Genomic DNA, 26548 nt, shown 5'->3' on the forward strand with positions numbered 1-26548 from the left:
CACCGACCCGGGCTCGGTGGTGGGGAACGTGCGTCCGAGCCAGAACCCGGTGGGTCCCGGCGGGGCGACCACGAGCCCGACCTCGGGCAACGAGCTGGCCAGGGCGGCGGCTGCTCGCGGTGGGAAGACGGCCCCGGACGCGTCGGGTCCGGCGGTGTAGAGCGGTCCGACCACCCCGGCGATGCGGTCGTAGATCGGCGGCCGCCCGCCGGCGACCTGCGCCGGAGGCCAGCCGCCGGCGGCCACCGCCAGGTGGGCGGGGTGCACGTCGATGACCGCGTCGGGCTCGACCGCCGCCCGCGCCGCGAGGGCCGTGGTGAGGGTGACGCTCTCAGCCGGGTCGAACCCGGTGGTCACCACCAGGTCGGCGGTGGTGATCTCGGCCGGGGCGGCGTCGTCGACCTGCAGGCCGATCGTGCCCCCGTGCAACGGGTCGTCCCACCGGAACAGCCCCTTGGCCCCGACGGTGTTGACGACGGTGGCACCGGTGATCCCGGCCAGGGCGAGCAGCCCCCGCTGAGCCTGAGCCGCGAGCAGCCCCGGCCCGACCACGACCACCACCCGGGCGCCGCGCCGCGCGGGGATCGACGTGAGCGCCACCGGAGGAGCCTTGCTCTCGGGGGCCAGGCGGCGCCGGGCCGCAGCGAGCCCGCCGGGGTCATCGATGATCATCGACGGAGCCTCGCGCGAACCTCAGTAGCGCAGGCCGGGGGCGCGGGTGCCGAAGACGTCGGTGGCGAGCTGGGTGCCGAGCTTGGTCGCGTCCCACCGCTTGCCGCCGTTGGAGATCTGGGCTCCGTTGGTCCAACCCGTCATGAGGATGATGTCCTCGGCCACGGCCCGGATGACCTGCCCGGTGACGTGCGCGCTCTCGTCGCTCGCCAGCCAGGCGACGAGCGGCGACGAGACGGCAGGGTCCATGCGGTTCCACTCGTCGGGGGCCACGTCGTCGGGCTCGATGACCGGCGGCGCACCGGGCATGGTGGCCGTGATGCGGGTCGCGGCCGCGGGTCCGACGGCGTTGACGGTCACGCCCAGCCTCCCCAGCTCGAGGCTGAGGGTCTGGGTGAAGCCGGCCACGCCGGCCTTGGCCGTGGCGTAGTTGGTCTGGCCGAAGTTGCCGACCAGCCCGGCGCCCGAGGTCGTGGTGATGACCCGGCCGCCGACGGGCCGGCCGGTCTCCTTGTTCACGGTGCGCCAGTGCCGGGCCGCGTGGTGGCACGGCGACCACATGCCCTTGAGGTGCACGCCGATGACGGCGTCGAAGTCCGACTCGCTCATGTTCCAGATCGCCGCGTCGCGCACGATCCCGGCATTGGTCACCAAGATGTCGAGGCGGCCATAGGTGTCGACGGCTTGGGCGACCATTCGCCCGGCCCCCTCGTGGTCGGCCACGTTCTCGTAGTTGGCAACGGCCTCGCCGCCGCGCGCCTCAATGATCGCGACGGTGGCATCCGCGTCGCGCCCGGCACCCTCCCCGCCGACCGACCCGCCGAGGTCGTTCACCACGACCCTCGCGCCGTGCCGGGCCAGCTCCATGGCGTGACCCCGGCCGATCCCCCGACCCGCTCCCGTGACGATGGCGACCTTGCCGTCGAGCATGCCCATGGGTGACCTCCTGGTGGCGCCCGGTGCGCGTTCCTGATGATCCGTCAGATCGTAGGGGTCACCCGCGGGAGCCTCGAAACCCACCGGGGGCGCAGTAGCGTCCGGCGGTCGTGCTGGCCGCCACCCTCCTCGCGCTCGGCTCGGCGGTCATCCACGCCTCGTGGAACCTGCTCATCAAGACGAGCGGCGACCGTGCCCTGGCCGCCTGGGGGCAGTTCCTCGCCGCCGCCCTGCTGGCCATCCCGGCGGTGGCGATCGTCGGACCGCCGGGATGGGAGGTGGCGCCCTACCTCGCGGCGACCGGCCTGGTGCACGTCGTCTACATCGAGAGCCTGGTGGCGGCGTTCACCCACGGCGACTTCTCGCTGTCGTACCCCCTGGCGCGGGGCGGCGGTGCCGTGCTGGCCGCCGTCGGTAGCGTCGTGTTCCTGGGCGACCGCCTGCCGGTACCGGCGTGGATGGCGATCGCCGTCGCCGGGGCGGGGCTGATCTCGCTGCGGGGCGGACGGGGTGTGCCCGCCGCCGCCGACGTGGTCCTCGGCGACGTGGGCGAGCCCCGGACCGGGACGACCGACGCCCGGCCCGCTTCGACCGCCGCGTCCTCACCTGCGACGGCGAGGCGACGGGCCGGTGAGCGTGCCGCCCTGGGCTTCGCCCTGCTCACCGCGGTCTGCATCGCGAGCTACACCCTCGTCGACTCGGCCGGCTCCCGGGTCTCGACCGACGGCGTCGCCTACGCCCTCTGCTCGGTGGCCACCTCGGGCGTCGCCATCACCGCGCTCAACCTGGCCCAGCCCCGCCGACGGCGGCGGGCCGCGCTGCTGGTCTCGCAGTGGCGGCGGAACGTCGCCGGCGGCCTGGGCACGACGGTGGCCTACACGATGGTGCTCGTCGCCGTTCGGGAGGCTCCGGTCGGCTACGTCACCATGCTGCGCGAGTCGTCGGTGGTGATCGGAGCGCTCATCGGCTGGCTGGTGCTGAAGGAAGGACTCGGGGCGCGACGCCTCATGTCCTCGGCGGTGATCCTGGCCGGTCTCGTCCTGCTGGTCGCCTTCGGGCGCTGAGCGTGCTGACCGGTGGCGCTCTGACCGAGCTCTAGCCGCCGTAGACCTTGCGCAGCTCGTGCTTGGGGATCTTGCCGCTGGGGTTGCGAGGGATGGCGTCGACCACCTCGAGCCGCTCGGGCAGGGCGTGGGTCCGCAGGCCCTGGGCCCGCAGGTGCTCGACCATCTCGTCGAAGGTGAGGGCATCGGAGCCGACGGGCCCCGCCACCACTGCGCACACCATCTCGCCCCGATCCGCGTCGGGCAGCCCGATGACGGCCACATCGGCCACCTTGGGGTGCTCGTAGAGCAGGTTCTCGACCTCAGCCGCGGAGACGTTCTCGCCCTTGCGGATGATCACGTCCTTCACCCGTCCGGTGATGCGCACGTACCCGTCGGCGTCGATGACCCCGAGGTCGCCGGTGCGGAACCACCCGTCGGCGTCGAAGGCATCAGCGTCGAGCTCGGCATCGAGGTAGCCCCGCATCATCTGGGGAGCCCGGGCCCGCAGCTCCCCCTCCTCGCCCGGGCCGACCTCCAGCCCGTCGAGGCTGACGGCGCGCAGCAGCACACCGGGCATGGCCCGGCCCTCGGTGGCGGCCAGCTTGTCGTCGGTGTCGAGGGCCGATCCCATGGTGAGGATCGGCGCCTCGGTGAGGCCCCAGCCCGACACGATCCCGAGCCCGCCGAGCTCATCTCTGACCTCAGCGTGGAGGGCCGGGGGCTTGGGCGCACCGCCGCCGGGGCAGAGGCGCAGGCTCCCGAAGAGTGGCTCGGAGCCGGCGGCGCGCTGGGCGGCCAGGTAGGCCATGTGGAAGTACGTCGCCGAGCCGGCCAGGGTGACGTCCTCCTTTGAGGCCAACGCGGGCGTGGCGGTGGGGTCGAACCCCTCGGTGATCACGTTGACCAGGCCGTAGAGGAGGCTGGACGCCAGCCAGATGGGCCCGGCGATGTGGGTCACGGGGAAGGCCATCAGGTTCCGGTCGCCCTCGACGCAGAGCATGCGGTCGCACATCCCCCGGGCGGTGAGGATCAGGTCCGCATCGGTGTGGCGGGCGCCCTTGGGGTCCGCGGTCGTGCCCGACGTGTAGAAGAGCCAGGAGACCGGCTCGTCGGCCCGGGTGGCGGGCGGCTCGGGGGCCGGCGGCAGGTCGTCGGGGTCGCCGTCGGGCAGAGATCGGGAGGCGACGAGGATCTTGGGCGGGTCGGGGGCGTCGGCTGCGATGCGCTCGGCCATGGCGGTGTAGTCGAACCCGCGCCACTCACCCGGCACCACCAGCAGGGTCGCTCCCGCCTGGCGGGTGACGAAGCCGACCTCACGGTCGCGGTAGATCGGGATGATGGGGTTCTGCACCACGCCGAGGCGGGCCAGGGCGGCGATGAGCACCAGCGATCCGTGCCAGGTGGGCAGGATCCACGACACCACGTCGCCGGCGCCGACGCCCTCGGAGTGGAGCCCGGCGGCGACCTTCTCGGCCGACACTCGGTACTCGTCGAAGGTGACGGACTGACCCGTCTCGTCGACCGTCATCACCGCGTCGGGGCTGGCCGCCGCCCGCGCCTCGACCAGCTCCCACAGGTTGCGTCCCTCGAGCATCGATCCTCCGTGTGCGGGTTCGTCCGGAACGTGACCGTACCCGCACACCTGACGGCCCGTCAGGCCAGGACGACGCTCCGCCAACCGGTGCGACCAACGTCCGTCGCCTCACCTGCGCCCGGGCCTCGACGATCTTCCCGAAACCCTCAAGAGCTGAAGTCGCGGGCCGATGGGAGCGCCATGGTAACAAGATGACGCGCGAACTCTCGGCCCCTCAACTGCGCCCGACCCCTGACCAGGATCCAACCCGGGGCCGCAGCCCCCGATGGAGAGCGAGTTCGGTCCCCCGCTCCGCTCGTCGAGCCCGCCTCCCCCGTTTGCTCGCCGTGGTCGCCGTCGCCGTCGGGATGGCGGTCGCCGTCGGCGCCGGGAGCGGAGCCGGAGCGGCCGAAGCGCCCGTCGGGTTCGGTACGGCCACCAGCTTTGCGATCCTCGCCGGCTCCACGGTCACCAACACCGGCCCGTCGGTCATCAACGGTGACCTCGGGGTGCACCCCGGCAGCACGGCCCCGGGCTTCCCGCCCGGCCTGGTGAACGGAGAGACCCACCTCGCCGACGCAGAGGCGCGCCAGGCCAAGGACGACCTGACCAAAGCATTCAACGACGCCGCCGGCCGGACCCCCTTCACCCCCGTGGCGTCCGAGCTCGGCGGGACGACGCTGCTGCCCGGTGTGTACCGCATCGGCGCCGCCCAGATCACCGGCACGCTCACCCTCGACGCCCAGGGCGACCCGAACGCGGTGTTCATCTTCCAGGTCGACAGCACGCTCACCACCGCCCCGGACAGCGCCGTCGCCCTCATCGGCGAGGGCACCGGGTGCAACGTCGTCTGGAAGGTCGGCAGCTCGGCGAAGCTCGGGACGAACTCCGACTTCGTCGGCAGCGTCCTGGCCCAGGAATCCATCACGGCGACCACGGGCGCGTCGGTGGTGGGACGGCTCCTGGCCCGCACGGCGGCGGTCACGCTCGACACCAACGACGTCACCACGCCGACGTGCGCCGCCGCACCGCCGCCGACGACGACGACGATCGAGCCGGGCCCGACCAGCACCACCCCGGGACCCACCAGCACCACCCCGGGACCCACCAGCACGACCAGCACCACCCCCGCACCCACCAGCACCACCCCCGGCACGCCCGATGCACCCGGCACGCCCGATGCACCCGGCACGCCTGAGGGTCCCGGCACGCCTGAGGGTCCCGGTGCTCCCGGCACGCCTGAGGGTCCCGGTGCTCCCACGACCTTGGCCCGCACCGGCCCGGACCTCACGGTCCCGGTGGTCGCTGGCCTGTTGACCTTCGCCCTCGGCGGCGTGGTGCTGATCGCTTCACGGCGCGTGGCGCAGGCCGACGGGCGCCCGACCGGGCGATGATCGAGGGCTGGGTACGGTGCGGGCGGGCCCGAGCCCGATCCGCCCTCCCGGCGGTTTCGTCCACCGCCGGCGCGCCCCTCCCCCTTCGGACTGGGCGGCGAATCGGGTGTTCCCACCCCCAGATCGGCTACCAGTTCGATCGTGGCGGGCCTCGGTGGGGCCCCACTTGGCCGGAGCCGGAGCCGACGCCGGCGTTCATGGACCCGGTACGGGGACGGCCACCACCTCCAGGCCGTTGATGTCGCGGACGTCATCGGGGTTGCAGGTGTAGAGAGGGAGGCGGTGGGCGAGAGCCGTCGCCGCGATCATCGCGTCGTAGGTCCGTGCTGAGACGTTGCGCCCGCTGCTGCGAAGGGAGGACGAGACGGCTCCGAAGGCTCGGGCTGCGACGGCGTCGAACGGCACGGGGTCGAAGTCGGTCTCGGTCTGCTGGAGGCGGCTCTGACGGGTCGTTCGCTCCTCGTCGGTGCGCGCGACCAGGGGACCGACAGAGAGCTCGGCAAGGGTGACCGCCGAGATCACGGGCTCGAAGGGGAGCAGCGCCGGGTCGATCCGTTCGAGGAAGATCACGACGCTCGTGTCGAGCAGACCGACCGGAGCGGCTTGGCCCTCGGTCACCACAGGGACGGATCGATCACCGCGTCGATGTCCCTCCTCAGCGCATCGTGGTCGAGTGGAGGGAGGTGACGCCACCGTCGCGTGAGCTCCTGGGCGGTCAGCGCAGGGCGACGGATCGGCCGGAGCTCGGCCACCGGGAGGCCATCTCGGGTGATGGTGATCTCCTCCCCCGCGGCGGCGCGATCCACGATCTCGCCGCCCTTGTTGCGCAGGTCGCGGATGGAGACGTCGGTCACGGCGTGACCGTATCACGCGTGAGACACGGCTTACAGGACGGCCACAGGGGCGACGGGGGCGCTGGTGGCGCCGACGATGGGCTCGGGGGCGGCGACGAGGAGGACATCGGACCGACCGGCCTCCGCGCAGGCGGCCGACAGCGCCTCGAGGTCCCAGCTCTGGCCCTGGAGCAGGCCCATGTCGCGGATGTGGAGCATGTGCACGCAGAGCGTGTCGCTCCAGTCCGGCGACGGCGGCGGGAAGGCCTCGTAGGCGTAGGTGTCGGTGAAGACCCCGGCGATGTCGTGGCCGTGGATCCACTCCACCGACCCCAGCGACGGGCCGGGGAAGCGGTACCCGTCGCCGAGGGCGTAGCGGGTCCGGTCGCCGGCGTGGAGGTGGCGGATGTCGCCGGTGCGCACCAGCAGCACGTCGCCGGGCTCGGGAGTGAGCCCGGCGGCGTCGAGGGCCTCGTCGAGGTCCGCGCCACCGACGGCGTAGCCCGGGTCGATCTCGTCGAGGCCGGCGACCCCTCGCAGCCGGGGCAGGTCGACGACGATGCCCCGCGTCACGATCGGGCTGAGCGTCTCGGCCCCGCACACGGTCGCGCCGGTCTCGGTCGAGATCGACGAGGCCGGGAAGCCGTTCCAGAGCAACCCGTCGTAGGCGACGTGGGCGAGGGTGTCGATGTGGGTGCCGGCACAGGTCGACATGTGCACGGCGTCGTCGCTCGACACCCACACCCCGGGGGCGTGGCGGTCCCGCTGGTTGACGATGAGCATCTCGAGGGTGGGGTTGGTGCGGTGTGCGGGCTGGCCCACCTGGGGACCGTCGGGACCGAGGTCCAGGGCGAGGGAGAACCGCTCCCCGGTGCGGACCGACACCGAGCCCCGTCGGGCGGCCGCCGCGTCGAGCAGGTTGGCGCAGCCCCGCTGGTCGTCGTCGCCCCACCGACCCCAGTTGGAGACCCGGGCCCGGACCTCCTCGACGTGGGACGGGAGCGTCGGCGACGCCACGTCGCGTCCGGCGGCACCGGGAGGGATCATCGACGCCCGATCAGATCAGGTCGAGGACGGCCCGGTTGACCCTGCCCGCGTGCATGGCCTCGAGCGCGTCGTCGACCCCCTCGATGGGGAAGGTGGACGACACCAGCTCGTCGAGCATCAGCCGCCCCGCCTGGTAGAGCTCGACGAACATGGGGATGTCGTGGTGGGGGCGCACAGAACCGTAACGGCAGCCCATGATCGACTTGTCGTTGTAGAGGCCCTGCACCACGAAGCTGGCCTCGGTGCCCAGCTTGGGCACGCCCAGCAAGATGCACTGACCGCCCCAGTCGAGGCTGTCGATGGCGGTGCGGATGAGGGCCGGGTGACCAACGCACTCGAAGGCGTGGTCGACGCCGCCGGGCGCGATCTCCGTGATGGCGGCGACGGTGTCGACCTCGGGGCCGGCGGTGACGAAGTGGGTGGCGCCGAAGGCGCGAGCTGCCGCTTCCTTGGCCGGGTTGGCGTCGACGGCGATGATGGGCAGAGCGTTCGCCAGGCGGAGGCCCTGGAGCACGTTCAGGCCGATCCCGCCGACGCCGATGACCGCGGCGGACTGACCGTGGGTGGGCCGGGCCCGGTTCAGCACGGCGCCCACACCGGTGACCACCGCGCAGCCGATGAGGCAGGCCGAGGCCAGCGGTACGTCGGGGTCGATCACCACCGCCTGGTTCTCCTTGACCACCGTGGCTTCGGCGAAGACACCGGCGTTGGCGAACTGGAAGGCCTTGTTACCGCCGACGGTGAACGGGGCCCGCAGCTTGCCGTACCCCTCGCGGCAGTGCGACGGCAGCCCACGAGCGCAGGCCGAGCACCGCCCGCAGAAGCCCATGGTGGTGACCACCACGTGGTCGCCGACGGCCACCTTGTTCACCGCGTCGCCCACCGCCTCGACCACGCCGGCGCCCTCGTGGCCGAGCACGACGGGCGTCGGGAACGGGATGGTGCCGTTCACCACCGACACGTCGCTGTGGCACAGCCCCGCGTTGTGCACCCGTACCCGCACCTCGTCCGCCCGCACGTCGCGCACCTCCACGTCATCCCGCACCTCCAGCTCCCCCGTCCAGACAATCCCCTTCATGTCAGCGTCCTCTCTTCGACGACCCGTTTGTCAGCACCGGTGAAACGATCTCGAACGGGTGGGGGCCGGCGCAGCCGCTGGGGGTCTGGGGGTCTCCCCCAGGAAGGGCGCAGCCGATCCGGCTTGCCGGTCGGCGAAGCCGAAGCAGAGTCGCCGGAGGCGACACGACCAAACTCGTCGGAACGGAGCGAGCGCAGCGAGCGAGTGACGACGAAACTCATCCCGCCCACATGATGCTTTGCATCTCGCTGTAGGCGTGGAGGCCCCACTGACCGCCGTCGCGTCCCACGCCGGAGTACTTGAAGCCCCCGAACGCGGCCTCGTGGTTGCGCTGCAGGGTGTTGATGCCCACGTTGCCGGACTCGAGGCGCTGGGCCACGGCCATGGCCCGCCCGGTGTCGCCGGAGAAGACATAGGAGTACAGGCCGTAGGGGCTGTCGTTGGCGGTGGCCACGGCCTCGTCGGGGTCGTCGAACGGCAGCGCCACGATGACGGGCCCGAAGATCTCCTCGCGTGCGGCCGCCATCTGGTTGGTGGCGTCGACCAGGAGGGTCGGGGCCACGTAGAAGCCCCTGTCCCGCTCGGGTCGGTCGCCGCCGGCGGCCGCAGTGGCGCCCTCGGCGAGGGCCGAGGCGACGTGACCCTCGACCCGGTCGCGGTGGGCGGCGGTGATGACCGGACCCAGCACGGTGTCGCGCTCGAGCGGGTCGCCGACCTTCAGGTGGCCGGCCATGGCGGCCAGCTTCCCGACGACCTCGTCGTAGAGGTCGCGCTGGACCACCAGACGGGTCGGCGAGGTGCAGATCTGACCGGAGTGGAACGTCCAGGTGCTCGACACCTGGGCCAGCACCATCTCCACATCGGCGTCGTCGAACACGATGGCGGCGCCCTTGCCGCCCAGCTCGAGGAGCAGGCGCTTCATCTGCCCGCCGGCCACCTCGGCGATACGACAGCCCACCGCGGTGGAGCCGGTGAAGGAGATCATGTCCACGTCGGGCGAGGTGGTGATGGCCTCGGCGGTGGCAACGGTGTCACCGACCACCACGTTCACGACCCCGGGCGGGAAGCCGGCCTCCTCGAAGGCCTCGCAGAGCCGGATCGTGCCCAGCGGGTCCTGCACCGGTGGCTTGACCACCACGGTGTTGCCCATGGCCAGGGCAGGGGCCATCTTCCCGGCCATGTTGGTGATCGGGAAGTTGTAGGCGGCCAGGCAGGCGACCACGCCGACAGGAGCCCGGTGCTCGACGGCGCCCACGATGCCGCCCGGCGCCAGGGGCGTCGCCGGCATGATCGCCGGCGGCAGCGGCACGAGGACCTCCGTTGGCTGGGCGTAGTAGCGGAACCGGGCCGCGGCCTGGGGCACCTGCATGGACTTCGCCACCCGCATGGTGGCGCCGGTCTCGGCCTGGGTGAGCGCCACCAGCTCGTCGCGACGGGCGTCGATGATGTCGGCCACCTTGGCCAGCAGGGCGCAGCGCTCCTCCATGGGCACCGCCGCCCATGCCTTCTGGGCGGCGCGGGCCGCGGCGCACGCGTCCTGGGCCTCCGAGACCGAGGCGTTGGGAGCGATGCCGACCAGCTCCTCGGTGGCCGGGTTCACCACCTCGTAGCCGCCGGTGGCGCTGACCCACTCGCCCCCGATGAGCAGCCGGTAGTCGTGGTCGGTCGCAAGGGTCACGGCGCCGAACTGTAACGCGTTCTACTGCGCGCCAGGGAGGCCGGGCGATCCCCGGCCTCCGGGTGTCCAGTGTCGCTCCTCCGAAGCGATGACACCGTTATAGGTGAGGTCGACGATCAGCCGTCGCACCGGGCGCGCGGCGTTGCGTCAGCGGGCGACGGTCGCCTGCTCGCGCCGCAGCCGGACGGTGCGGTGGTCGGGCTCCGTGTCGAAGCGGGGGATGACCTCGCGACCGAACAGCTCGGTGGCCGCGACCACCTCCTCGATCGGCAGCTCCTGGGAGAGCATGCCGAAGGTGAGCTGGTCGGCCCCGACGTCCTCCCAGCGCTGCACCACCCGGCTGACCTCGTCAGGGTCGCCGATGGCCCACTCCCCCACCTGGACGGCCATCTCCACCTCGGCCGCGGTCAACGGCGGGCCCAGCTCGGGCCACTCCGGCGTCCCCGCCGGACTCGGGAAGGTGTCGAGGTACCGGTACAGCAGGCCCTGGTGGTAGTGGCCACGAGCTCCGAGCATGAGCTCCCGGGCCCGCGCCCCGTCCTCCAGGCAGAGCATCGACGAGGTCACCATCACGTTGTCGTTGACGAAGCCACCCACCGGCTCGGCGTGCTGGATCGCCACCTTCTCGGCGGTGCGGAACGGGTGGTTCACCGGCGGGGTGATGTTGAAGATCCCCGAGCCCAGGTGGATGCGCTCGGTCACCGCCGCGCATCGAGGCCGGCACGTACATCCCGTTGAAGATGCCGAACTCCACGTCGTTCCGTCGTCCCGCAGGGCGTGGACGGACTGTAACGCGTTCTCGTTTATGCTCATCGCCGGCGCGACGGTCGAACGTCGTAAGGATGTCGTCCCCGGTGGCACACCTCCATACGAAGCTCCTCGGGGCGGCGCGCCCAGCTCAGGGCGCGAGGTCGAGGCCCAGCATCTCGATGGCGTTGCCCCGCACGAGGCGCCGGAGGAGGTCGTCGGGCAGGTGGCCCATCAGCTTCTGGGCCGTGTCGCGGGAATGGGGCCAGGTCGAGTCCGAGTGCGGGTAGTCGGTCTCGAAGCAGATGTTGCCCACCCCGCACTTCTCGATGTTGTCGAGGCCGTACTCGTCATCGAAGAAGCATCCGTAGACCTGGCGGTAGTAGTAGGTGCTCGGCGGCTCGGCGACGAGGTCGGACACTCCGCCCCAGCCCCGGTTGTCCTCCCAGACCTTGTCGGCCCGCTCGAGGATGTAGGGGATCCAGCCGATCTGGCCCTCGCTGTAGGCGATCTTGAGGTCGGGAAGACGGGCCAGCCACCCCGAGAACAGCCAGTCGGTCATCGAGCTCATGGCGTTGCCGAAGGTGAGCGTCGAGCCCACCGCGGCGGGGGCATCGGTCGATGTCGAGGGCATCCGTGACGAGGATCCGATGTGCATGTTGATCACCGTGCCGGTCTCCGCGCAGGCCCGGAAGAACGGCTCCCAGTGGTCGGTGTGGATGCTGGGCAGGTCGAGGTACGGGGGGATCTCGCTGAAGCAGACGGCTCGCACCCCGCGGGCGGCGTTGCGGCGGATCTCGGCCGCCGCCAGCTCGGCGTCCCACAGCTGGATGATGGTCAGCGGGATGAGGCGACCGTCGGACTCGCCGCACCACTCCTCGACCATCCAGTCGTTGTAGGCCTTGACGCAGAGGTCGGCCAGCTCCATGTCCTGGGCCTCCTTGAAGGTCTGGCCGCAGAACCGGGGGAACGACGGGAAGCTCATCTGCGCCTCGGTCCAGTTCATGTCCATGTCGGCCAGGCGGGCCGCGGGGTCGTAGCAGCCGTCGCGCATCTCGTCGTAGGTGATGCCGATGACCTTGACCTCGTCGCGGTCGAAGCCGGCGGCGGCCGACAGGCGGGTCTGGGGGATCTTCTTGTCCTCGTAGACCCACCAGTCGCCGAGCTGGCCGTCGGGGTCGGGCTCATAGCTGAACACCCCGCCGACGAAAGCCATGGTGCCGCGCTCCTGCACCACGCGGGGACCGACGTCGCGGTACTTGGCCGGCAGCCGGTCCTGCCAGACGTGGGCCGGCTCGATCACGTGGTCGTCGACCGAGATGATCTTCGGGAAGTCGTCGTCCGAGAAAGCCATGGTCGGGAGGCTACCCCCGTACCTGACGGTCCGTCAGGTCCTCGGTCGGGCCGTCCCGGGCGGCCGAACCGGTGGCCACCTACGTGGCCGTCTCCGCCCTCTCGTCTAGGTGGCGTGAGCGGCCTGCTGGGGGACGACCCCGTTGGACCACCGAGCACGTCAGGACATGCCGGCCGATCACCGGTTCGGGGGCAACGTTGCCGGTCGGCTGGGCCCGTCGGCGGTGCCGGTACCGTGAAGGTGATGCCCGTGCCCGCCACCGCCCGCCCGGGGACCGTCGTTCCCGCCGCTACCCCGGTGGCGCTCCCACTGGGCGGCACCCGGCGCGCCGTGCTCGACCTGCTCAAGCGGCGCCCGGGCTCGACTGCGCCGGTGCTGGCCGAGGCGCTGGGGGTCACCGGCAACGCCGTCCGCCAGCACCTCGACGCCCTCGCTGAGGCGGGCCTGGTCGAGAGCCGGGTACGGGCGGCAACCGGGCCCGGACGCCCGCCGCTCGGGTGGCACCTGACGCCCGCCGCCGGGCCGCTGTTCCCCGACTCCCACGCCGAGCTGTCGGTGGCCCTGCTCGACGCCATCGGCTCCGAGCTGGGCGCGGAGGCCCTGGACCGGGTGGTGGCGGCGCGCGTCGCAGCCCAGGAGAGCTCCTACCGCGCCGAGATGCCGACCGGCGGGGGGCTCCGCGCCCAGGTCGAGGCGCTGGCCCGGCGGCGGTCGGCCGAGGGCTACGAGGCCGACGTGCTCGACGACGACGGCGACCTGCTCCTCGTCGAGCGCCACTGCCCCATCGGCGCCGCCGCCCGCTCCTGCGCCGGGCTGTGCTGGGGCGAGCTCGAGCTGTTCCGCCGGGTCCTGGGCGACGATGTCACCGTCGAGCGCTCCGCACACGTCCTCGCCGGCGACCCCACCTGCGCGTACCGCATCCGCCTGAGTCGACCGGGCGGCGAACCTTGAGCGGTTGACCGCTCCCAGCGACGTCAACCGCTCAAAGGTGAAGCGGCACGTGTTCAGCGGAGCTGGTCGGCGTAGGTGTCGGTGCCGGGGATGGTGCCCGTGAACGGGGAGAGGAACGCGACCGAGCCGAGACCGGCCTCGGCCAGCCCGGCGGGGAGGTCCGCCCAGCGGTCGGCCCACGTCTCGGCCACGTCGTGGTCGACGAAGGCCAGCAGCAGGGTGCGGTCGCCGGTGCGCTCGACGGGCACGTCGCTCGGGGCGTCGCCGGGCATCGGCACCGGCTCGAGCACGGCGGTGACCTCGGCGCCGAGGTGCCGGTCGCCCCACCACTCGGCCACGGCCGCGGAGTCGACTCCCCCGGCCCGATCGACGACGGTCATCACCAGCGACGGCGACCGGTGGTCGAGCGCCAGCTCGACGGGCACTGCGTCATCGCGCCCCGGGATCTCGGAGTGGAAGCGGTACATCACCGTGTGGGTGTGCTCGCGGTGCGGGAACATCCGATCCTCGTCGATGAGCCACTTGACCTGCCGGGTGCCCCAGTCCATCCACTCGCCGAACTTCCCCGCCGCGATCCAGTAGAGCGAGAGGTACGAGCCGTCGAGAGGATCGGGGGCCACGGTGGAGTCGGCCGCGCGGAGGTCCTTCAAGCCCCGGGTGGCGACGAAGCGGGCGCCGGAGATGGTCCACGCGCCGAGCATGCACCCGGCGTAGAAGTGGTCGCGCTCGTACCAGCGGTTGTAGGCCACCTCGTGGCCGGCGTGCGGCTCGACCAGGGTGACCAGGGCGCCACCCAGCTCCACCGGGAGCCCCCGTCGGCTCTTGCCGCTGCCCACGTCCTGCGCCACGTGCCTCTCCTCGTGCCCTCGTTCGGTCGGTCTGACGAGAACCCGTTCTAGTCGGCCATCGTGGCTGATGGACGCTCGACCGGTGGCGGCGTGCCCGACACCGCGCAGTGGAAGCACGGCTCGGGCGCAGCTTCGCCCTCCCCGGCCCCGGACGGCACGGCGACCCCCTGGTCGCCGTCGCCGTCGCCGTCGATGACGAGCACGTCGGCGCGGATGGTCAGCGCCGCAACGGCGGCCCCCACCGCGGTCAAACCCGCGCCCACCAACACGGCCCGGTGGAAGCCGTCGAGCAACGCGGCGGGGCCCACGGAGCCGCTGGCGTCGAATCCCGCGACCAGCGGCAGGGCCGCCACCGCAAGGAGGCCGGCGGTGCGCGACACGGCGTTGTTGATGCCCGACGCCACGCCGGCGTGGCGCTCGTCCGTCGCCGCGAGGACCGTGGCCGTGAGGGGGGCCACGGTGGTCACCAACCCCGCTGAGAACACCAGCAGGGCCGGCAGCACCTGGGTGACGTAGCTGCCCCCGACCTCGATGCGCAGCATCAGCAGCAGGCCCACCGTGATCACCGACGGCCCGACCGTCATCGGGATGCGGGGGCCGATCCGCCGGGCCAGCGCACCGCTGCGCGACGAGAGGGCGAGCATGACGAGGGTGAGCGGCACGGTGGCCGATCCCGCCGCCAGCGGCGAGTAGCCGAGAGCCACCTGGAGCACCAGGCTCAGCAGGAAGAGGACCGCGCCCAGCGCGCCGTACACCGCGAAGGTGACGCCGTTGGCCCCGCTGAACTGGCGCGACCGGAACACCGACAGCGGCATCATCGGGTGGGCGTTGCGTCCCTCGGCCACCACGAAGGCCACCAGCACCGCCAGTCCCAGCACGCCGATCGGGACGTTCTCCTCGATCAGGCCGTAGGTGGCCCCGGCGAGGCCCAGCACCCCCAGGGCGGCACCGGCGAGGTCGGGTCGGCCCACGACGGTGGGGTCACGCGACTCGGGCAGGTGCCGGAGGCCGACCACGACCACGACGACGGCCAGAGGCAGGTTGAGCAGGAACACCCAGCGCCACGACGCCACCTCGACCAGCCACCCACCCAGGAACGGGCCGATGGCGGTGGTGACGCCGGCGAGACCCGCCCACGCGCCGATGGCCTTGGCCCGGTCGTCGGGGTGGAAGCTGGTCTGGATCAACGCCAGGCTGCCGGGCACGAGGAAGGCGCCGCCGACACCCTGGAGCAGGCGTGCGGCGACGAGCCCCTCCACCGACGGGGCCAGCGCGCACAGGAGGGAGGCGAGGGCGAAGCCGACGGCGCCGGCCAGGTAGGTCCGGCGCCGACCCACGCGGTCGCCCACCGCTCCGCCGACGAGGATCAACGAGGCCAGGGTGAGCAGGTAGCCGTTGGCGATCCAGCTCAGCCCGGCGAAGGAGGCGTCGAGGTCCTGCCCGATGCGGGGCAGGGCGATGTTGACCACGGTGCCGTCGAGGAACGCCATCCCAGCGCCGAGCACCGTGGTCAGGATCACCCACCGTCCGGCCGCCGAGTCGCTCCGCAGCTCCCCGCTCGCGGCCTCGACCATGCGCGGTGACGATACGGCGGCCCGCAGCCGGTCGCACCGGCCCGCGTCGCGAGCTTTGGACCGAAGTCCACCGTGACGGCGGCCATGGGTCCATCGTTGGCACGACCCGTCGGTCACCTCGCTGCGAGTTTTGGACCGGGGTCCACCGTGGTGGCGGACATGCGTCGGTCGCGGACATGGTCCAACGTCGGCGACTCGTCGCCGCGCTCAGCCGGGAGCGCCTCCGGCGATGGCGCGCAGGAGCGCGTCGGACTGGAGGCTGGGCAGGATGCTGCCACCGTCGACCACGATCGTCTGGCCGGTGATGTAGGACGCGGCGTCCGACGCGAGGAAGACCACGACGTCAGCCACCTCGTGGGCCTCGCCGACCCGGCCCAGCGGGGTGCCCGCCTCGGCCCCGGCCAGCCACTCGGGCGTGTCGGTCACCATCTGGGTCAGCGGCGTGCGGATCATGCCGGGCGCCACGCAGTTGACCCGCACCGTGGGCGCCGCCTCGAGGGCGCCCGAAGCGGTGAGGGCGATGACCCCGGCCTTGGCCGCCGAGTACGGGCCCTCCCCCATCGTCGGGCGTACACCGGTGAGCGAGGCCACGTTGACCACGCTGCCCCCGCCCCCGGCCAGCATGACCGGGATGGCGGCCCGCATGCAGTTGAACGTCCCGGTGAGGTTGACGCCCACGATGAGCGCGAACTCCTTGTCGGTGTAGTCCCACAACCCCTTGGCCCGTCCCAGCCCGGCGTTGGCCACCAGGTCGGTGAGGCCGCCCAGCTCGTCACGGGTGGTGGCCACGGCGGCGTCCACGGCCTCGGGCTCGGCCACGTCCGCGGTGATGGCCAGACCGTTGACCTCGGCCGCCACCGCCGCCGCGGTCGCCGCGTCGCGATCCAGCACCGCGACCTTCGCCCCGCCGGCGGCGAAGCGGCGGCAGACCTCGGCGCCGATGCCCGACCCACCGCCGGTGACGAGCACGACCCGTCCCGAGAGGTCAGGGATCACGTCGCCACCACCCCGGCGGTGGCCTCCCCGATGACCGACACGGTTCCCTCGGTGACGGCGACCCGCAGGCCCGACACGTCGAGGAAGCTCTCCATGTCGGCATCCATCAGCCGGGCGTCGGGTTCGGTGACGAAGGCCTTGAACGCGGCCCAGTCCGCGAAGACCTGCACGGTGACGCCGTCGTAGCCGTCTAGGCCGAGCCCCCCCGCCGACGGCGTGAGCGGGTGCTGGGCGTAGGCAACGACGTGGCGGGCGAGGTTCGGGTTGTCGCGGATGAGCGGACCGTGGGACCCGTGCCAGTAGTCGAGGAACTCCTCGTGGGTCAGGTCCGACCGGCGGACGAGCAGGGCGTGCAGGACGATCACGACAGGACCTCAGAGGCCGGGGACGGGGTCGGAGAAGGTGTTGGTGCCGTCGGAGGCGGACTCGGTCCACCGGGAGCCGTCCCACCAGCGGTACGGGTGGCGACCGGTCGGATCGGGGTGCCACGCGCCACCCGTGGGCGCGGTCGCGGCCATCTCGACCAGCGGCTCCACCGGGTGGGGTGCGGAGAGCTGGCGGGGCCCGGGGTCGGGCGGGACGTCGGTCGCGTCGAGGCCGGCCAGGCGCACCGCCGGCCCCAGCGGGGCCGCGGTGAGCTTGCCCTTGCCGAAGACGGTCTGGGGCATCTTCCACTCCAGGCCCACCTGCTGGCCGCCCTCGATCTGGAGCAGGGCGTGGCTGGTGCCCATGAACTTCTTGGTCAGCCAGGCCGACCAGATGACCACCATCACCTCTCCCGGGGGCACCGGCACCCGCAGCACCTGGTTCCACTCCAGGCGGAAGGGCCCCTGGCCGGCCACGTGGGCCCGGATCGGCGCCGCGGCGGCGGCGAAGCCGAGCGGGTTGTAGGTCGGGCGGATGTCGACAGCAGCGTCCATCGACCCTCCTTACCCCTCGGGCCGGTGTCTCAGTGGAACCACTGGCCGGCGTTGGCGCCCAGGGCCTGGCCGGTGACGCAGCGGGCCAGGTCCGAGGCGAGCAGCAGCACCACCCCGGCGATCTCCGCCGCGTCGGGCAGGTAGCCGAGCGACGTCTGGGCCGCGACCTCGGCGTAGACCTCCTCGGGGGTGATGCCCCTCTCGGTGGCCTGGTGGCGGAAGTACCACTCCACCGACGGGCCCCAGATGTAGCCGGGGTGGACGCCGTTCACCCTGATGCCGTCGGCCCCCAGCTCGCGGGCAAGGGTCTTGGTGATGGACTTCAGGGCCGCCTTGGACGCCGAGTAGATGCCGAACCCGGGCGCGATGCGCTCGGTCGACATGGTGTTGACCATCACGATGCGCCCCCCGCCCCGCGCCACCATGTGCGGTGCGACGGCCCGGGTCATGTGCACGGCGCCGAAGAGGTTGACGTCGATGGTGGTGCGCCACGCCTCGAGATCGGCGTCGAGCACGGTGCTGAAGTCGCCGTCGTGATACGCGTTGGCCACCAGGATGTCGACGCCGCCCAGCTCGGCGACGGCCTGGTCGGCGAGCGCGTTGCAGGCGTCGGGGTCGGTGACATCGCAGGTCACCGGCAACGCCCGGCGGCCCAGGGCCTCGACCTTGGCCGCGACCTTGGCCACCCCGTCGGCCCGGCGGGCGGCGACGACGACGTCGGCTCCCTCCCGGGCCAGGCCGAGGGCCACCTCCCGACCCAGGCCGGGGCCGGAGCCCGAGACGATGGCGACCTTGCCGGCGAAGAGCATCACGGACCTCCGTCGAAGAGGGGCCGGGGACGCACCTCGGCCAGCAGGGGCAGGACCTCGGTGCCGAGGCGGCCGAGCTGGTCGACCATCTCGGCCGCCGAGCGGGAGCGGGGCCGGACCTGCACCTGCACCGCCCCGAAACCGGCGAGCCGCGAAAGGACGTGGGCGACCTTCTCGGGGGGGCCGGTGATGGCCCGCCCGACGTCCCAGTCGGGCTCGCCGACGTAGATCGGGCCGGCCAGGGCGCCCAGGTCGAAGGCCTCGCCCCCGCGCCCGGCGGCCACCATCTCGGCGCGCAGGCGGTCGACGACCTCGGGCGACAGGGGACCTTGGGGCAGCCACCCGTCGCCCCGCTGGGCGGCTCGACGGATGGCAGGGATCGATGACCCCCCGACCCAGATCGGCGGGCCGCCGGGCTGGACTGGACGAGGCCGCTGGGCGAGGCCCGAGAAGCTCCACTCCTCGCCGTCGTGGGTGGGCACCTCGGCGGCGAAGCAGGCCCGCAGGGCGTCGATGGCCTCGTCGAGCAGGGCGCCGCGCGCCGCGAAGTCGACGCCCAGGACGACGAGCTCGCCCTCGACGTGGCCGGCGCCCACGCCGAGCACGGCCCGCCCACCGGAGACGACGTCGAGCGTCGCCCACGCCTTGGCCACGACCAGGGGGTGGCGGTAGGCGGGCACCGCGACGTGGGACACGAGACGGACCCGCTCGGTGATGCCCGCCAGCCACGCCAGGGTGGCGACGGTGTCCCACCACTCCGCGCTCATCGCCGGCACCTGCTCGACGGGCACCGCGGCGTGGTCGCACACCGCCAGGTACCCGAGGCCGGCCTCGTCCGCAGCGCGGGCGATGGCGGCCAGCTCGGGCGCACCGGCGGAGGCCTCCCAGGGCTCGACGAACACGGTGCTCTGAGCCTGCACCGGGAGCTGCATCCCGACGACGAGCCGGTCGGGGGCGAGGACGGCGGCCACGGCCGGAGCCTACGTCAGGACTAGAACGCGTTTCACTTTTGGCCCCCACTGTGGCGTTCTGCAGGCGCTGCTGTGCCTCAGCGGCACAGCAGGGTGGCCAGAACAGGGACGCCGGCCCCCCCACCCCGCTCGGATCAACCTTGGATCGGGGGCTTCTGGCCGGAGACCGACCAGTACACGATGCGGGCCATGGCGGTGCGCAGGTCCGCGGTGCGCACGCCCCAGAACTCAAAGCCGTAGCGGTGGGCCGAGACGTGCACCAGCATGGACACCAGCACCCCGGCGGTGGCCTGCGGGTCGACGTCGTCGGGCACGCGACCGCTGGCGTGCATCTCCCCGATGACGTGGGCGAGAGCGTTGTTGAGGTCGTTGAGGAGCCGGGTGCGGACGTTGGCGAAGCGCGCGTCGCCCTCGTCGGTGGCCAGGTCGACCACGCGCAACACGACACGGTGCTCCTCCCAGAAGCCGATGATCTCGTCCACCAGCGCCTCGGCCGCGGCGTAGCCCCGCTTGCCCCGCCACGGGCTGGCCCGGACGTGGTCGCCGAAGCGCTTGCCCTGGGCCGCCATCTCCTCGGCCAGCACCACGACCGCGCTCTCGACATCGGCGAAGTACTGGTAGAAGGTCGCCGGGCTGGTGCCCGCGTCGCGGGCGATGTCGACCACCTTCAGCTCGCGGTACGCGCCGGTGCCGAGCATGGTGGCGGTGCACTCGAGCAGGCGCTGGCGGGTGGCCAGGCCCCGGCGACCGGGGCGGCGGCCGTCGGCGGCCCGTAGGTCCTCGGGCGTCGGCTCTGGATCTCCGTCCTCCGACGGGTCGATCTCCGACGGTGGGCCGGTCACGTCCCACCGTCGTCCGGCTCGGGGGCCGGCGGCCGGTAGCAAGCCGCCAGGAGCCCGACCCCGGCGACGATGCCGAGCCCCGCCGAGACCGCGAGGCCGAGGTTGGGGTCGAACGCGGGCTCGATGCCCGCGACCCAGTCGAGGGAGTACCGCCCGGGGCCGATGGTGGCCACGCCGACGGCGACGGTGGCCAGGATCAGGTTGTACTCCCAGCCGCCCTTGACGATGAAGAAGCCCTTGTCGCGGTGTGTGGTCCACCCCGCGACCACCATGAGGCCGACGATGCCCGCGGCGGCCAGCGGGGTGAGCAGCCCGACGGCGAAGAGCACGCCGCCGCCGAGCTCGGTCGACGCCGCGAGGATGGCGTGGACCTTGCCGTTGGGCCGCATGCCCATGCCCTCGAACCAGTTGGCGGTGCCGGGGATCTTCCCGCCGCCGAAGAACTTGTTCCAGCCGTGGGCGGCCACGCTCAGGCCGGTGACGACCCGCAGGATCAACAACCCCACGCTGATGGCGTCATAGGAGCCGATCGCGTCGACGTCCACGTCGGCGAGGAGGGCGAGCAGGGATGGGGTCACGAGGGAGCTCCGGGCTGGGGGTCGGTCGGGGGTGCAAGAGCGGCCGCGGCGTCGTCGCGCAGCACGAACTTCTGGATCTTCCCGCTCGGGTTGAGCGGCAGGGCATCGGTCCAGCGCACGTGGCGGGGTGCCTTGAAGCTCGCCATCCGCTCGCGGGTCCAGGCCACGACGTCGGCCTCGCTCGGGGGCGGAACGCCGGCGGCGGGCACCAGCCAGGCGAAGCCGACCTCGCCCATGCGCTCGTCGGGCACTCCCACCACGGCCGCCTGGGCCACCGCAGGGTGCTCGGAGAGCGTCGACTCGATCTCGGCCGGGTAGGCGTTGAACCCGCCGCAGATGAACATGTCCTTGGTGCGGTCGGTGATGTCGATGTAGCCACGGTGGTCCATCACGCCCACGTCGCCGGTGTGGAGCCAACCTTCGGCGTCGATGGCCTCGGCGGTCCTCTCCCGGTCCTCGAAGTAGCCCCGCATCACGTTGAAGCCGCGCACGACGATCTCGCCGGGCTGGCCTCGGGGCACCTCGCCACCGTGGTCGTCGACGATGCGCACCTCGACGCCGGGAATGGCCCGACCCGAGCTGGTCGAGATGGTCAGAGCGTCGTCGTCGGGTCGGCACATCGACACCACGCCGGTGGTCTCGGTGAGGCCGTAGGCGGTGAGCACCGTGTCGAAGCCGAGGTCGGTGCGCATCCGCTCGACCAGACTCACCGGCACCGGCGCCGCACCGGTGACGGCGAGGCGCAGGTGCGAGGTGTCCATGCCCGCCCGAGCGGGGTGGTTGAGGATCGTCTGGTACAGCGCGGGTGGGCCAGGGACCACCGAGATGGCCTCGGCGTCGATGGTGGCGATCACCGCCTCGACGTCGAAGACCGGCAGCGGCACCATCGTGGCCCCCGTGATCAGGCAGGCGAGGATGCCGGCCTTGTAGCCGAAGGTGTGGAAGAAGGGGTTGACGATGAGGTAGCGGTCGCCCTCGCACAAGCCCACCACGTCGGCCCAGATGTCGAAGGCCCGCAGGCTCTGGGCGTGGGTGGTCTCGACTCCCTTGGGCTTCCCGGTGGTGCCCGAGGTGAAGATGATGTCGGAGAGGTCGTCGGGGCCGACGGCGTCGCGCCGGCGGGTCACGTGGGCTTCATCGGCGGCGCCGCCCTCGGCCACGAAGTCCGACCACACCGTGGTGCCCTGCGGTGCCGGGTCGCGGACGACGATGGTGCGCTCCAGGTGTGGGAGGTCGTGGCCGGCGAGCATCCCGACGTAGTCGTTGCCCAAGAAGCCGTCGACGGTGACGAGGAAGCGGGCCCGACTGCGAGACAGGATCCACGCCGCCTCGCCCCCCTTGTAGCGGGTGTTGAGGGGCACCACGACCCCGCCCGCGGAGTGGATGCCGAGCAGCGCTACCACCCACTCCCAGCAGTTGGGCGCCCAGATCGCCACGCGGTCGCCAGGTTCGAGCCCGGCGGCCACGAACGCGGCGGTGGCCCCGCCCACCTGCTCGGCCAGCGCCGCGAACGACAGGCGGACGTCGCCGTCCACGATCGCCTCGGCGGCGCCGAAGCGGACGGCGGCGTCGAGGGCCAGCTGGGCGGTGGTGCCCCACCGCTCGTCGGCCCGCAGCTCGAGCTCGTCGCCCACCGGGTCCTCGGGGTTCAGGTCCACGCTGTCACCACCTCGTCGACGGTGGTGACGGTGGCCAGCAGGGCGAGGGTGCCGTCGATGACCGCCTCGCCGTAGGCGGCGGGTATGCCGATGACGCCGTCGCGGGGCACCACCACCTGGTAGCCGAGGTTCACCGCGTCCATCACCAGGTTCGTCACGGCCACGTTCACCGACACGCCGGTGACGATCACCGTGGTCATCCCCAGGTTGCGCAGCACCGGGTCGAGGTCGGTGCCCGCCATGGGGGAGAGACCGTGGAGCCGGGCCAGCACCAGATCCGTCGGCTCCGGGCCGAGGGCAGGCACGACCGACGCCTCGGGTGACCCCGGCAGCAGGGCCACCGGGCTCTTGCGGACACCGGCGAAGAGGCGGGCGTTGGTGTTCGAGCCCTGACCGTCGGCCCGGCGGGCGGCGGTGCAGTGGACGACCGGTGCCCCCGCGGCACGGGCCGCGGCGCACAGCCGGGCGACGGCGGTGACCATGGGACCCGCGGCCGCGGCCAGCTCGGGCAGGGCCGAACCCTCGCCCACGACCCCGGACTGGATCTCCGAGGTGACCACCGCGCAGCGATCGGGGTGCACCAGGTCGGCCAGGTCGAGGGGCATCGAGGCGGAGGCTATCTGACGCCCTGTCAGGCACCCGCCGATGCCCCGACCCGATGCCCCGACCCCGGAGCTGCGTCGCGGCGTCTCGTCGACCGCGACGCAGCGACGCAACGTCGGGGGGCTCGGCGGGTCAGCCCCAAAGGAAGTGTGCGAGGCGCTCGGGGCCGTCGACGGCGTCACGGCTGCGGCGCCAAGGGGTGCGCTCGGTGCGCGCCGCCAGATACGAGAGGTAGGCGCAGGCATCGAAGATGGGCACCGTGGGTGGCACCGGCGGGTGCTCCTCGCCGGGCACCAGCTGACCCTCGACCCGCAACGAGAACACGAGGTGCTCAGGCAGCCAGACCGACTCGAACCTGAGCCGGTCGGCCTCGGTGGTACCTCCTCGAAGAACGCCGGGTTGAGCTGGCCGAGGGTGATACCGAAGTGCACGGCCGTCACGGCATGTCCCCGCACCTCCCGCCAAGGCCGGGCCCGACGCCGGACGTGTTGCCCGAGGCGGACCGCCCGAACCGGCGTGTACGATCTGACGGTCCGTCAGATTTCGGTCCTCAGGGACCGAGAGGAGCGCCGCGCATGGGCGAGCTGCCGAAGATCATCAGCGTCGACGATCACGTCGTCGAGCCCGCCCACGTCTGGCAGACGTGGTTGCCCGAGCGCTTCCGGGCCGAGGGTCCACGCGTCGAGCGGCGGAGGGTCGGCGACATGGCGCACGTCGGCGGCGGCACCTACTCCCAGGAGTTCACCGACGACGGCCGCCCCGCCGACTGCTGGGTGTTCGGCGACCTCGTCTACATCCACAAGCGCCACGTCGCCGCCGTCGGCTACAGCCGCGACGAGATGACCATGACGCCCATGACCTACGACGAGATGCGGCCCGGGTGCTACGACCCCAAGGCCCGGGTCGCCGACCAGGAGATGAACCACGTCGAGGCGTCGCTCTGCTTCCCGACGCTCCCCCGCTTCTGCGGCCAGACCTTCACCGAGGCCAATGACCGCGACCTGGGCCTGGCGTGCGTGAAGGCCTACAACGACTGGATGGTCGAGGAGTGGTGCGGCGACTCCGACGGCGCCCTCATCCCGCTGATCATCATCCCGCTCTGGGACGCCGAGCTGGCCGCGGCCGAGGTGCGCCGCAACGCTGAGCGCGGCGTCCACGCCGTGTGCTTCAGCGAGGTCCCCGCTCACCTCGGGCTGCCGTCGATCCACAGCGGCTTCTGGAACCCGTTCTTCGCCGCCTGCGAGGAGACCGAGACCACCATCAACATGCACATCGGGTCGTCGTCGCGCATGCCGGCGACCTCACCCGACGCGCCCACCGCGGTCGCCGCCTCCCTGTCGTTCAACAACGCCATGGCCTCGATGAGCGACTGGCTCTTCAGCGGCAACCTGGTGACGTACCCGAGCCTGAAGCTGGCCTACTCCGAGGGTCAGATCGGCTGGATCCCCTACATCCTCGAGCGGGTCGACGACGTGTGGAGCGAGCACCGGGCGTGGGGCGGCGTCAAGGACCTCATCCCCGAGCCGCCCAGCTCGTACTACTACCGCAACATGTTCGGCTGCTTCTTCCGCGACCAGCACGGGATCGACTCGCTCGACAAGGTGGGGGTCGACAACATCACCTTCGAGACCGACTACCCCCACACCGACTCCACGTGGCCGAACACCAAGGAGGTCGCGACCGAGCTGATGCTCGGCGTGGCCGACGAGGACGTCTACAAGATCATGCGGGGCAACGCGATCCGCATGCTGGCGCTCGACCTCGATCGCGAGCGCACCCCGGTCGGGGCGCGGTCCTGAACCCCGCGCGTCGTCCCGGCGTCGACCCCGTCGCCCCCTAACGTCGGCGCCGTGGACGATCTCAGCACCATCACCTGGCGCCAGGACGGCGGTGTCGGGTGGGTCACCCTCGCCCGACCCGATCGCTACAACGCCTTCGACCAGGTGATGTGCGACGAGCTCTCGGCGCTCTGGCGGCACCTGCGCACCGACGACTCGGTGCGCGCCGTCGTGCTCGGCGCCGAGGGCGCCAAGGCGTTCTGCACCGGCATCGACCGGGACTTCGTCCCCTCCGAGGGTGGTGCGGAGTACACGTTCTCGCCCTACACCTACGACGATCCGGGCAAGCTCCTCGGGCCCAAGAGCAACGAGCTGTGGAAGCCGGTCATCGCCGCGGTCGACGGCATCGCCTGCGGCGGCGCGTTCTACCTGCTGGGCGAGGTCGACTTCATCATCGCCACCGAGGCGTCGCGGTTCTTCGACCCCCACGTCACCTACGGCATGCCGGCGGTGTACGAGCCGCTGCTGATGCTGCACCGGGACATGCCCCTCGGTGAGATCCTCCGGATGACGCTGCTGGGCAACCACGAGCGCATGACCGCAGCGCGGGCCCGTGAGATCGGGCTGGTGTCGGAGGTCGTCGCCGACGCCGCCGCCCTCGAGGATGCTGCGGGCTGGGCCGCGGCGGCCATCGCCTCGGCGCCGCCGGCGGCCATCCAGGCCACGCTGCGCAGCCTGTGGGCGGGGCGCGAGCTCAGCCGCCAGCAGGCCCTCGACCTGGGCGGCACCTTCCTGGCCCTGGGCATGAGCGAGGAGGCTCTGGCCGAGGGCCAGAAGGTGTTCGAGGGCGAGCGCATCATCCCTCGCGAGCGGTGAGGCCCCTTCTGTCGCGCTCAGGCGCCAGCGGTGACGCCACGTCGCGACAGAACCGACATCCCGATGGAGCGGAACCCTTCTGTCGCGCCCAGGCGCCGGCGGTGACGCCCCGCCGCGACAGGACAGGGGCCTTCGATGCTGGCTGAGACGGTCGGCGCCGCCTCCGCCGGGTGCCTGGTGCTCACCGGCCGCCGCTCGGAGATGTTCATCCGCGGTGGCTACAACGTGCACCCCCAGGAGGTCGAGGCCGTGCTCGGCCGTCACCCGAGGGTGGCCCAGGTGGCCGTCGTCCCCCGCCCCGATCCGGTGATGGGCGAGGTCGGCGTGGCGATGGTGGTGGCGGCGAACCCGGGCGACCCGCCGTCACGGGCCGAGCTGCGTGCCTTCGCGGCGGCGGACCTGGCCCGCCACAAGCTGCCCGAGGCCGTCGCCGTCGTCAGCGAGCTGCCCCTCACCGCCATGCAGAAGCTCGACCGACCGCCCTGCGGGCCATCCTCGACGCTCGATCCACGGGGGTCGGCCTCTTCGACACCTGATCCTCTTTCGAGCCGTTCCAATGCTTTTCATGTTTGTCCGGCCAGGTCGCTGGACACCACTGACGCATGCTGCTGCGCCGCGTCGCCTGCTCACTCGCCCTCAGCCTGGTCGCCGGCACCGCGGCCGTAGGATGCGGCGACGGCGGGGATCACCGCGGGGCCACGTGTCGACGCGCCGTGCGCGAGGCGTCCGAGCATGCCGAACGGACGGGCGAGGGATCGGGCCTGACGGACGCGACGTCAGGCGACG

At 72.3% G+C, this 26548-nt stretch carries 27 protein-coding genes and 1 pseudogene; 6 read left to right on the top strand and 22 right to left on the bottom strand.

The window, feature by feature from the left end; all coding sequences use genetic code 11:
* Both VNL12_RS01000 and VNL12_RS01005 read right to left on the bottom strand, forming a co-directional pair.
* Nucleotides 1–672 (bottom strand): annotated as a pseudogene (locus VNL12_RS01000) (hypothetical protein); the annotation flags it as partial.
* Nucleotides 673–693: 21 nt separating this feature from the next.
* Nucleotides 694–1608, bottom strand: coding sequence for an SDR family NAD(P)-dependent oxidoreductase (locus tag VNL12_RS01005; protein WP_325590757.1), 915 nt, complete (start codon nucleotides 1606–1608; stop codon nucleotides 694–696).
* Nucleotides 1609–1718: 110 nt separating this feature from the next.
* Between VNL12_RS01005 and VNL12_RS01010 the strand changes: the two genes are divergently transcribed.
* A complete protein-coding gene (locus VNL12_RS01010) occupies nucleotides 1719–2672 on the top strand; it encodes an EamA family transporter (protein WP_325590759.1) in 954 nt (317 codons plus the stop codon).
* 31 nt (nucleotides 2673–2703) lie between these two features.
* Here VNL12_RS01010 and VNL12_RS01015 read toward each other — a convergent pair whose 3' ends face one another.
* Nucleotides 2704–4248 carry an AMP-binding protein gene (locus tag VNL12_RS01015; protein ID WP_325590761.1) on the bottom strand — a complete coding sequence of 515 codons (1545 nt, stop codon included), beginning with the start codon at nucleotides 4246–4248 and terminating at the stop codon, nucleotides 2704–2706.
* Between the two features lie 326 nt (nucleotides 4249–4574).
* On the opposite strand from VNL12_RS01015, the gene VNL12_RS01020 reads away from it, so the two are divergent.
* Nucleotides 4575–5621 (top strand): ice-binding family protein, encoded by a 1047-nt coding sequence (locus VNL12_RS01020; protein WP_325590826.1) that lies wholly within the window; start codon nucleotides 4575–4577, stop codon nucleotides 5619–5621.
* 195 nt (nucleotides 5622–5816) lie between these two features.
* On the opposite strand, the gene VNL12_RS01025 is transcribed toward VNL12_RS01020, so the two are convergent.
* From VNL12_RS01025 to VNL12_RS01055, 7 genes are all read right to left on the bottom strand, one after another.
* Nucleotides 5817–6239 (bottom strand): type II toxin-antitoxin system VapC family toxin, encoded by a 423-nt coding sequence (locus tag VNL12_RS01025; RefSeq protein ID WP_325590763.1) that lies wholly within the window; start codon nucleotides 6237–6239, stop codon nucleotides 5817–5819.
* On the bottom strand, nucleotides 6236–6475 hold the full coding sequence (locus tag VNL12_RS01030) for a type II toxin-antitoxin system prevent-host-death family antitoxin (RefSeq protein WP_325590765.1): 240 nt from the start codon (nucleotides 6473–6475) through the stop codon (nucleotides 6236–6238). The genes VNL12_RS01025 and VNL12_RS01030 overlap by 4 nt, the downstream gene beginning before the upstream one ends.
* A gap of 30 nt (nucleotides 6476–6505) precedes the next feature.
* Nucleotides 6506–7501, bottom strand: a complete 996-nt coding sequence (locus tag VNL12_RS01035) for a cyclase family protein (RefSeq protein ID WP_325590767.1) — start codon at nucleotides 7499–7501, stop codon at nucleotides 6506–6508.
* A gap of 10 nt (nucleotides 7502–7511) precedes the next feature.
* Nucleotides 7512–8579 carry a Zn-dependent alcohol dehydrogenase gene (locus tag VNL12_RS01040; protein ID WP_325590769.1) on the bottom strand — a complete coding sequence of 356 codons (1068 nt, stop codon included), beginning with the start codon at nucleotides 8577–8579 and terminating at the stop codon, nucleotides 7512–7514.
* A 217-nt stretch (nucleotides 8580–8796) separates the two neighbouring features.
* Nucleotides 8797–10257 (bottom strand): aldehyde dehydrogenase family protein, encoded by a 1461-nt coding sequence (locus VNL12_RS01045; RefSeq protein ID WP_325590771.1) that lies wholly within the window; start codon nucleotides 10255–10257, stop codon nucleotides 8797–8799.
* A gap of 147 nt (nucleotides 10258–10404) precedes the next feature.
* Nucleotides 10405–10959 (bottom strand): hypothetical protein, encoded by a 555-nt coding sequence (locus tag VNL12_RS01050; protein WP_325590773.1) that lies wholly within the window; start codon nucleotides 10957–10959, stop codon nucleotides 10405–10407.
* Between the two features lie 196 nt (nucleotides 10960–11155).
* Nucleotides 11156–12358 (bottom strand): amidohydrolase family protein, encoded by a 1203-nt coding sequence (locus tag VNL12_RS01055; protein WP_325590775.1) that lies wholly within the window; start codon nucleotides 12356–12358, stop codon nucleotides 11156–11158.
* A 243-nt stretch (nucleotides 12359–12601) separates the two neighbouring features.
* Between VNL12_RS01055 and VNL12_RS01060 the strand changes: the two genes are divergently transcribed.
* Nucleotides 12602–13309 (top strand): helix-turn-helix transcriptional regulator, encoded by a 708-nt coding sequence (locus tag VNL12_RS01060; RefSeq protein ID WP_325590777.1) that lies wholly within the window; start codon nucleotides 12602–12604, stop codon nucleotides 13307–13309.
* Between the two features lie 53 nt (nucleotides 13310–13362).
* On the opposite strand, the gene VNL12_RS01065 is transcribed toward VNL12_RS01060, so the two are convergent.
* The 12 genes from VNL12_RS01065 to VNL12_RS01120 form a co-directional block, all read right to left on the bottom strand.
* The gene (locus VNL12_RS01065) at nucleotides 13363–14157 is read right to left on the bottom strand and encodes a hypothetical protein (RefSeq protein WP_325590778.1); all 795 of its coding nucleotides are present in this window, start codon (nucleotides 14155–14157) and stop codon (nucleotides 13363–13365) included.
* A gap of 47 nt (nucleotides 14158–14204) precedes the next feature.
* Entirely contained in the window at nucleotides 14205–15731 is a 1527-nt protein-coding gene (locus VNL12_RS01070; RefSeq protein WP_414654834.1) for an MFS transporter, read from the bottom strand.
* Between the two features lie 207 nt (nucleotides 15732–15938).
* Complete coding sequence (locus VNL12_RS01075; RefSeq protein ID WP_325590782.1) at nucleotides 15939–16727, bottom strand: SDR family NAD(P)-dependent oxidoreductase; 789 nt, start codon at nucleotides 16725–16727, stop codon at nucleotides 15939–15941.
* The gene (locus tag VNL12_RS01080) at nucleotides 16724–17092 is read right to left on the bottom strand and encodes an EthD domain-containing protein (RefSeq protein ID WP_325590784.1); all 369 of its coding nucleotides are present in this window, start codon (nucleotides 17090–17092) and stop codon (nucleotides 16724–16726) included. Before VNL12_RS01080 ends, VNL12_RS01075 begins: the two co-directional genes overlap by 4 nt.
* Before the next feature lie 9 nt (nucleotides 17093–17101).
* Nucleotides 17102–17647, bottom strand: coding sequence for a DUF2510 domain-containing protein (locus VNL12_RS01085; protein ID WP_325590785.1), 546 nt, complete (start codon nucleotides 17645–17647; stop codon nucleotides 17102–17104).
* A 29-nt stretch (nucleotides 17648–17676) separates the two neighbouring features.
* Nucleotides 17677–18456 carry an SDR family oxidoreductase gene (locus VNL12_RS01090; RefSeq protein WP_325590828.1) on the bottom strand — a complete coding sequence of 260 codons (780 nt, stop codon included), beginning with the start codon at nucleotides 18454–18456 and terminating at the stop codon, nucleotides 17677–17679.
* Entirely contained in the window at nucleotides 18456–19427 is a 972-nt protein-coding gene (locus VNL12_RS01095) for a TIGR03619 family F420-dependent LLM class oxidoreductase (protein WP_325590787.1), read from the bottom strand. Before VNL12_RS01095 ends, VNL12_RS01090 begins: the two co-directional genes overlap by 1 nt.
* A gap of 134 nt (nucleotides 19428–19561) precedes the next feature.
* The gene (locus VNL12_RS01100; RefSeq protein ID WP_325590788.1) at nucleotides 19562–20269 is read right to left on the bottom strand and encodes a TetR family transcriptional regulator; all 708 of its coding nucleotides are present in this window, start codon (nucleotides 20267–20269) and stop codon (nucleotides 19562–19564) included.
* Entirely contained in the window at nucleotides 20266–20799 is a 534-nt protein-coding gene (locus VNL12_RS01105; RefSeq protein ID WP_349257773.1) for a DoxX family protein, read from the bottom strand. The genes VNL12_RS01100 and VNL12_RS01105 overlap by 4 nt, the downstream gene beginning before the upstream one ends.
* A 44-nt stretch (nucleotides 20800–20843) precedes the next feature.
* Nucleotides 20844–22505: a FadD3 family acyl-CoA ligase gene (locus VNL12_RS01110; RefSeq protein WP_325590791.1), complete on the bottom strand. Its 1662-nt coding sequence runs from the start codon at nucleotides 22503–22505 to the stop codon at nucleotides 20844–20846.
* Nucleotides 22496–23110, bottom strand: coding sequence for a cysteine hydrolase family protein (locus VNL12_RS01115; RefSeq protein WP_325590792.1), 615 nt, complete (start codon nucleotides 23108–23110; stop codon nucleotides 22496–22498). The genes VNL12_RS01110 and VNL12_RS01115 overlap by 10 nt, the downstream gene beginning before the upstream one ends.
* Before the next feature lie 130 nt (nucleotides 23111–23240).
* Nucleotides 23241–23402 (bottom strand): hypothetical protein, encoded by a 162-nt coding sequence (locus tag VNL12_RS01120; RefSeq protein WP_325590794.1) that lies wholly within the window; start codon nucleotides 23400–23402, stop codon nucleotides 23241–23243.
* Nucleotides 23403–23683: 281 nt separating this feature from the next.
* Here VNL12_RS01120 and VNL12_RS01125 point away from each other — a divergent pair, with 281 nt between their 5' ends.
* The 3 genes from VNL12_RS01125 (at nucleotide 23684) to VNL12_RS01135 (ending at nucleotide 26428) form a co-directional block, all read left to right on the top strand.
* Nucleotides 23684–24907 carry an amidohydrolase family protein gene (locus VNL12_RS01125; RefSeq protein WP_325590795.1) on the top strand — a complete coding sequence of 408 codons (1224 nt, stop codon included), beginning with the start codon at nucleotides 23684–23686 and terminating at the stop codon, nucleotides 24905–24907.
* A 51-nt stretch (nucleotides 24908–24958) separates the two neighbouring features.
* Nucleotides 24959–25762, top strand: coding sequence for an enoyl-CoA hydratase/isomerase family protein (locus VNL12_RS01130; RefSeq protein ID WP_325590797.1), 804 nt, complete (start codon nucleotides 24959–24961; stop codon nucleotides 25760–25762).
* 135 nt (nucleotides 25763–25897) lie between these two features.
* Complete coding sequence (locus VNL12_RS01135) at nucleotides 25898–26428, top strand: AMP-binding enzyme (RefSeq protein ID WP_325590799.1); 531 nt, start codon at nucleotides 25898–25900, stop codon at nucleotides 26426–26428.
* Nucleotides 26429–26548 lie beyond the last annotated feature (120 nt).

This window comes from Iamia sp. (assembly GCF_035575815.1).
Taxonomy (GTDB): Bacteria; Actinomycetota; Acidimicrobiia; order Acidimicrobiales; family Iamiaceae; genus Iamia.

Excerpts from the sequence above, each read along its gene's own strand:
- VNL12_RS01005 (WP_325590757.1), bottom strand. The coding sequence starts at position 1,608 with ATGGGCATGCTCGACGGCAAGGTCGCCATCGTCACGGGAGCGGGTCGG.
- VNL12_RS01015 (WP_325590761.1), bottom strand. The coding sequence starts at position 4,248 with ATGCTCGAGGGACGCAACCTGTGGGAGCTGGTCGAGGCGCGGGCGGCG.
- VNL12_RS01035 (WP_325590767.1), bottom strand. The coding sequence starts at position 7,501 with ATGATCCCTCCCGGTGCCGCCGGACGCGACGTGGCGTCGCCGACGCTC.
- VNL12_RS01040 (WP_325590769.1), bottom strand. The coding sequence starts at position 8,579 with ATGAAGGGGATTGTCTGGACGGGGGAGCTGGAGGTGCGGGATGACGTG.
- VNL12_RS01055 (WP_325590775.1), bottom strand. The coding sequence starts at position 12,358 with ATGGCTTTCTCGGACGACGACTTCCCGAAGATCATCTCGGTCGACGAC.
- VNL12_RS01060 (WP_325590777.1), top strand. The coding sequence starts at position 12,602 with ATGCCCGTGCCCGCCACCGCCCGCCCGGGGACCGTCGTTCCCGCCGCT.
- VNL12_RS01070 (WP_414654834.1), bottom strand. The coding sequence starts at position 15,731 with ATGGTCGAGGCCGCGAGCGGGGAGCTGCGGAGCGACTCGGCGGCCGGA.
- VNL12_RS01085 (WP_325590785.1), bottom strand. The coding sequence starts at position 17,647 with ATGGACGCTGCTGTCGACATCCGCCCGACCTACAACCCGCTCGGCTTC.
- VNL12_RS01090 (WP_325590828.1), bottom strand. The coding sequence starts at position 18,456 with ATGCTCTTCGCCGGCAAGGTCGCCATCGTCTCGGGCTCCGGCCCCGGC.
- VNL12_RS01115 (WP_325590792.1), bottom strand. The coding sequence starts at position 23,110 with ATGCCCCTCGACCTGGCCGACCTGGTGCACCCCGATCGCTGCGCGGTG.
- VNL12_RS01125 (WP_325590795.1), top strand. The coding sequence starts at position 23,684 with ATGGGCGAGCTGCCGAAGATCATCAGCGTCGACGATCACGTCGTCGAG.
- VNL12_RS01135 (WP_325590799.1), top strand. The coding sequence starts at position 25,898 with ATGCTGGCTGAGACGGTCGGCGCCGCCTCCGCCGGGTGCCTGGTGCTC.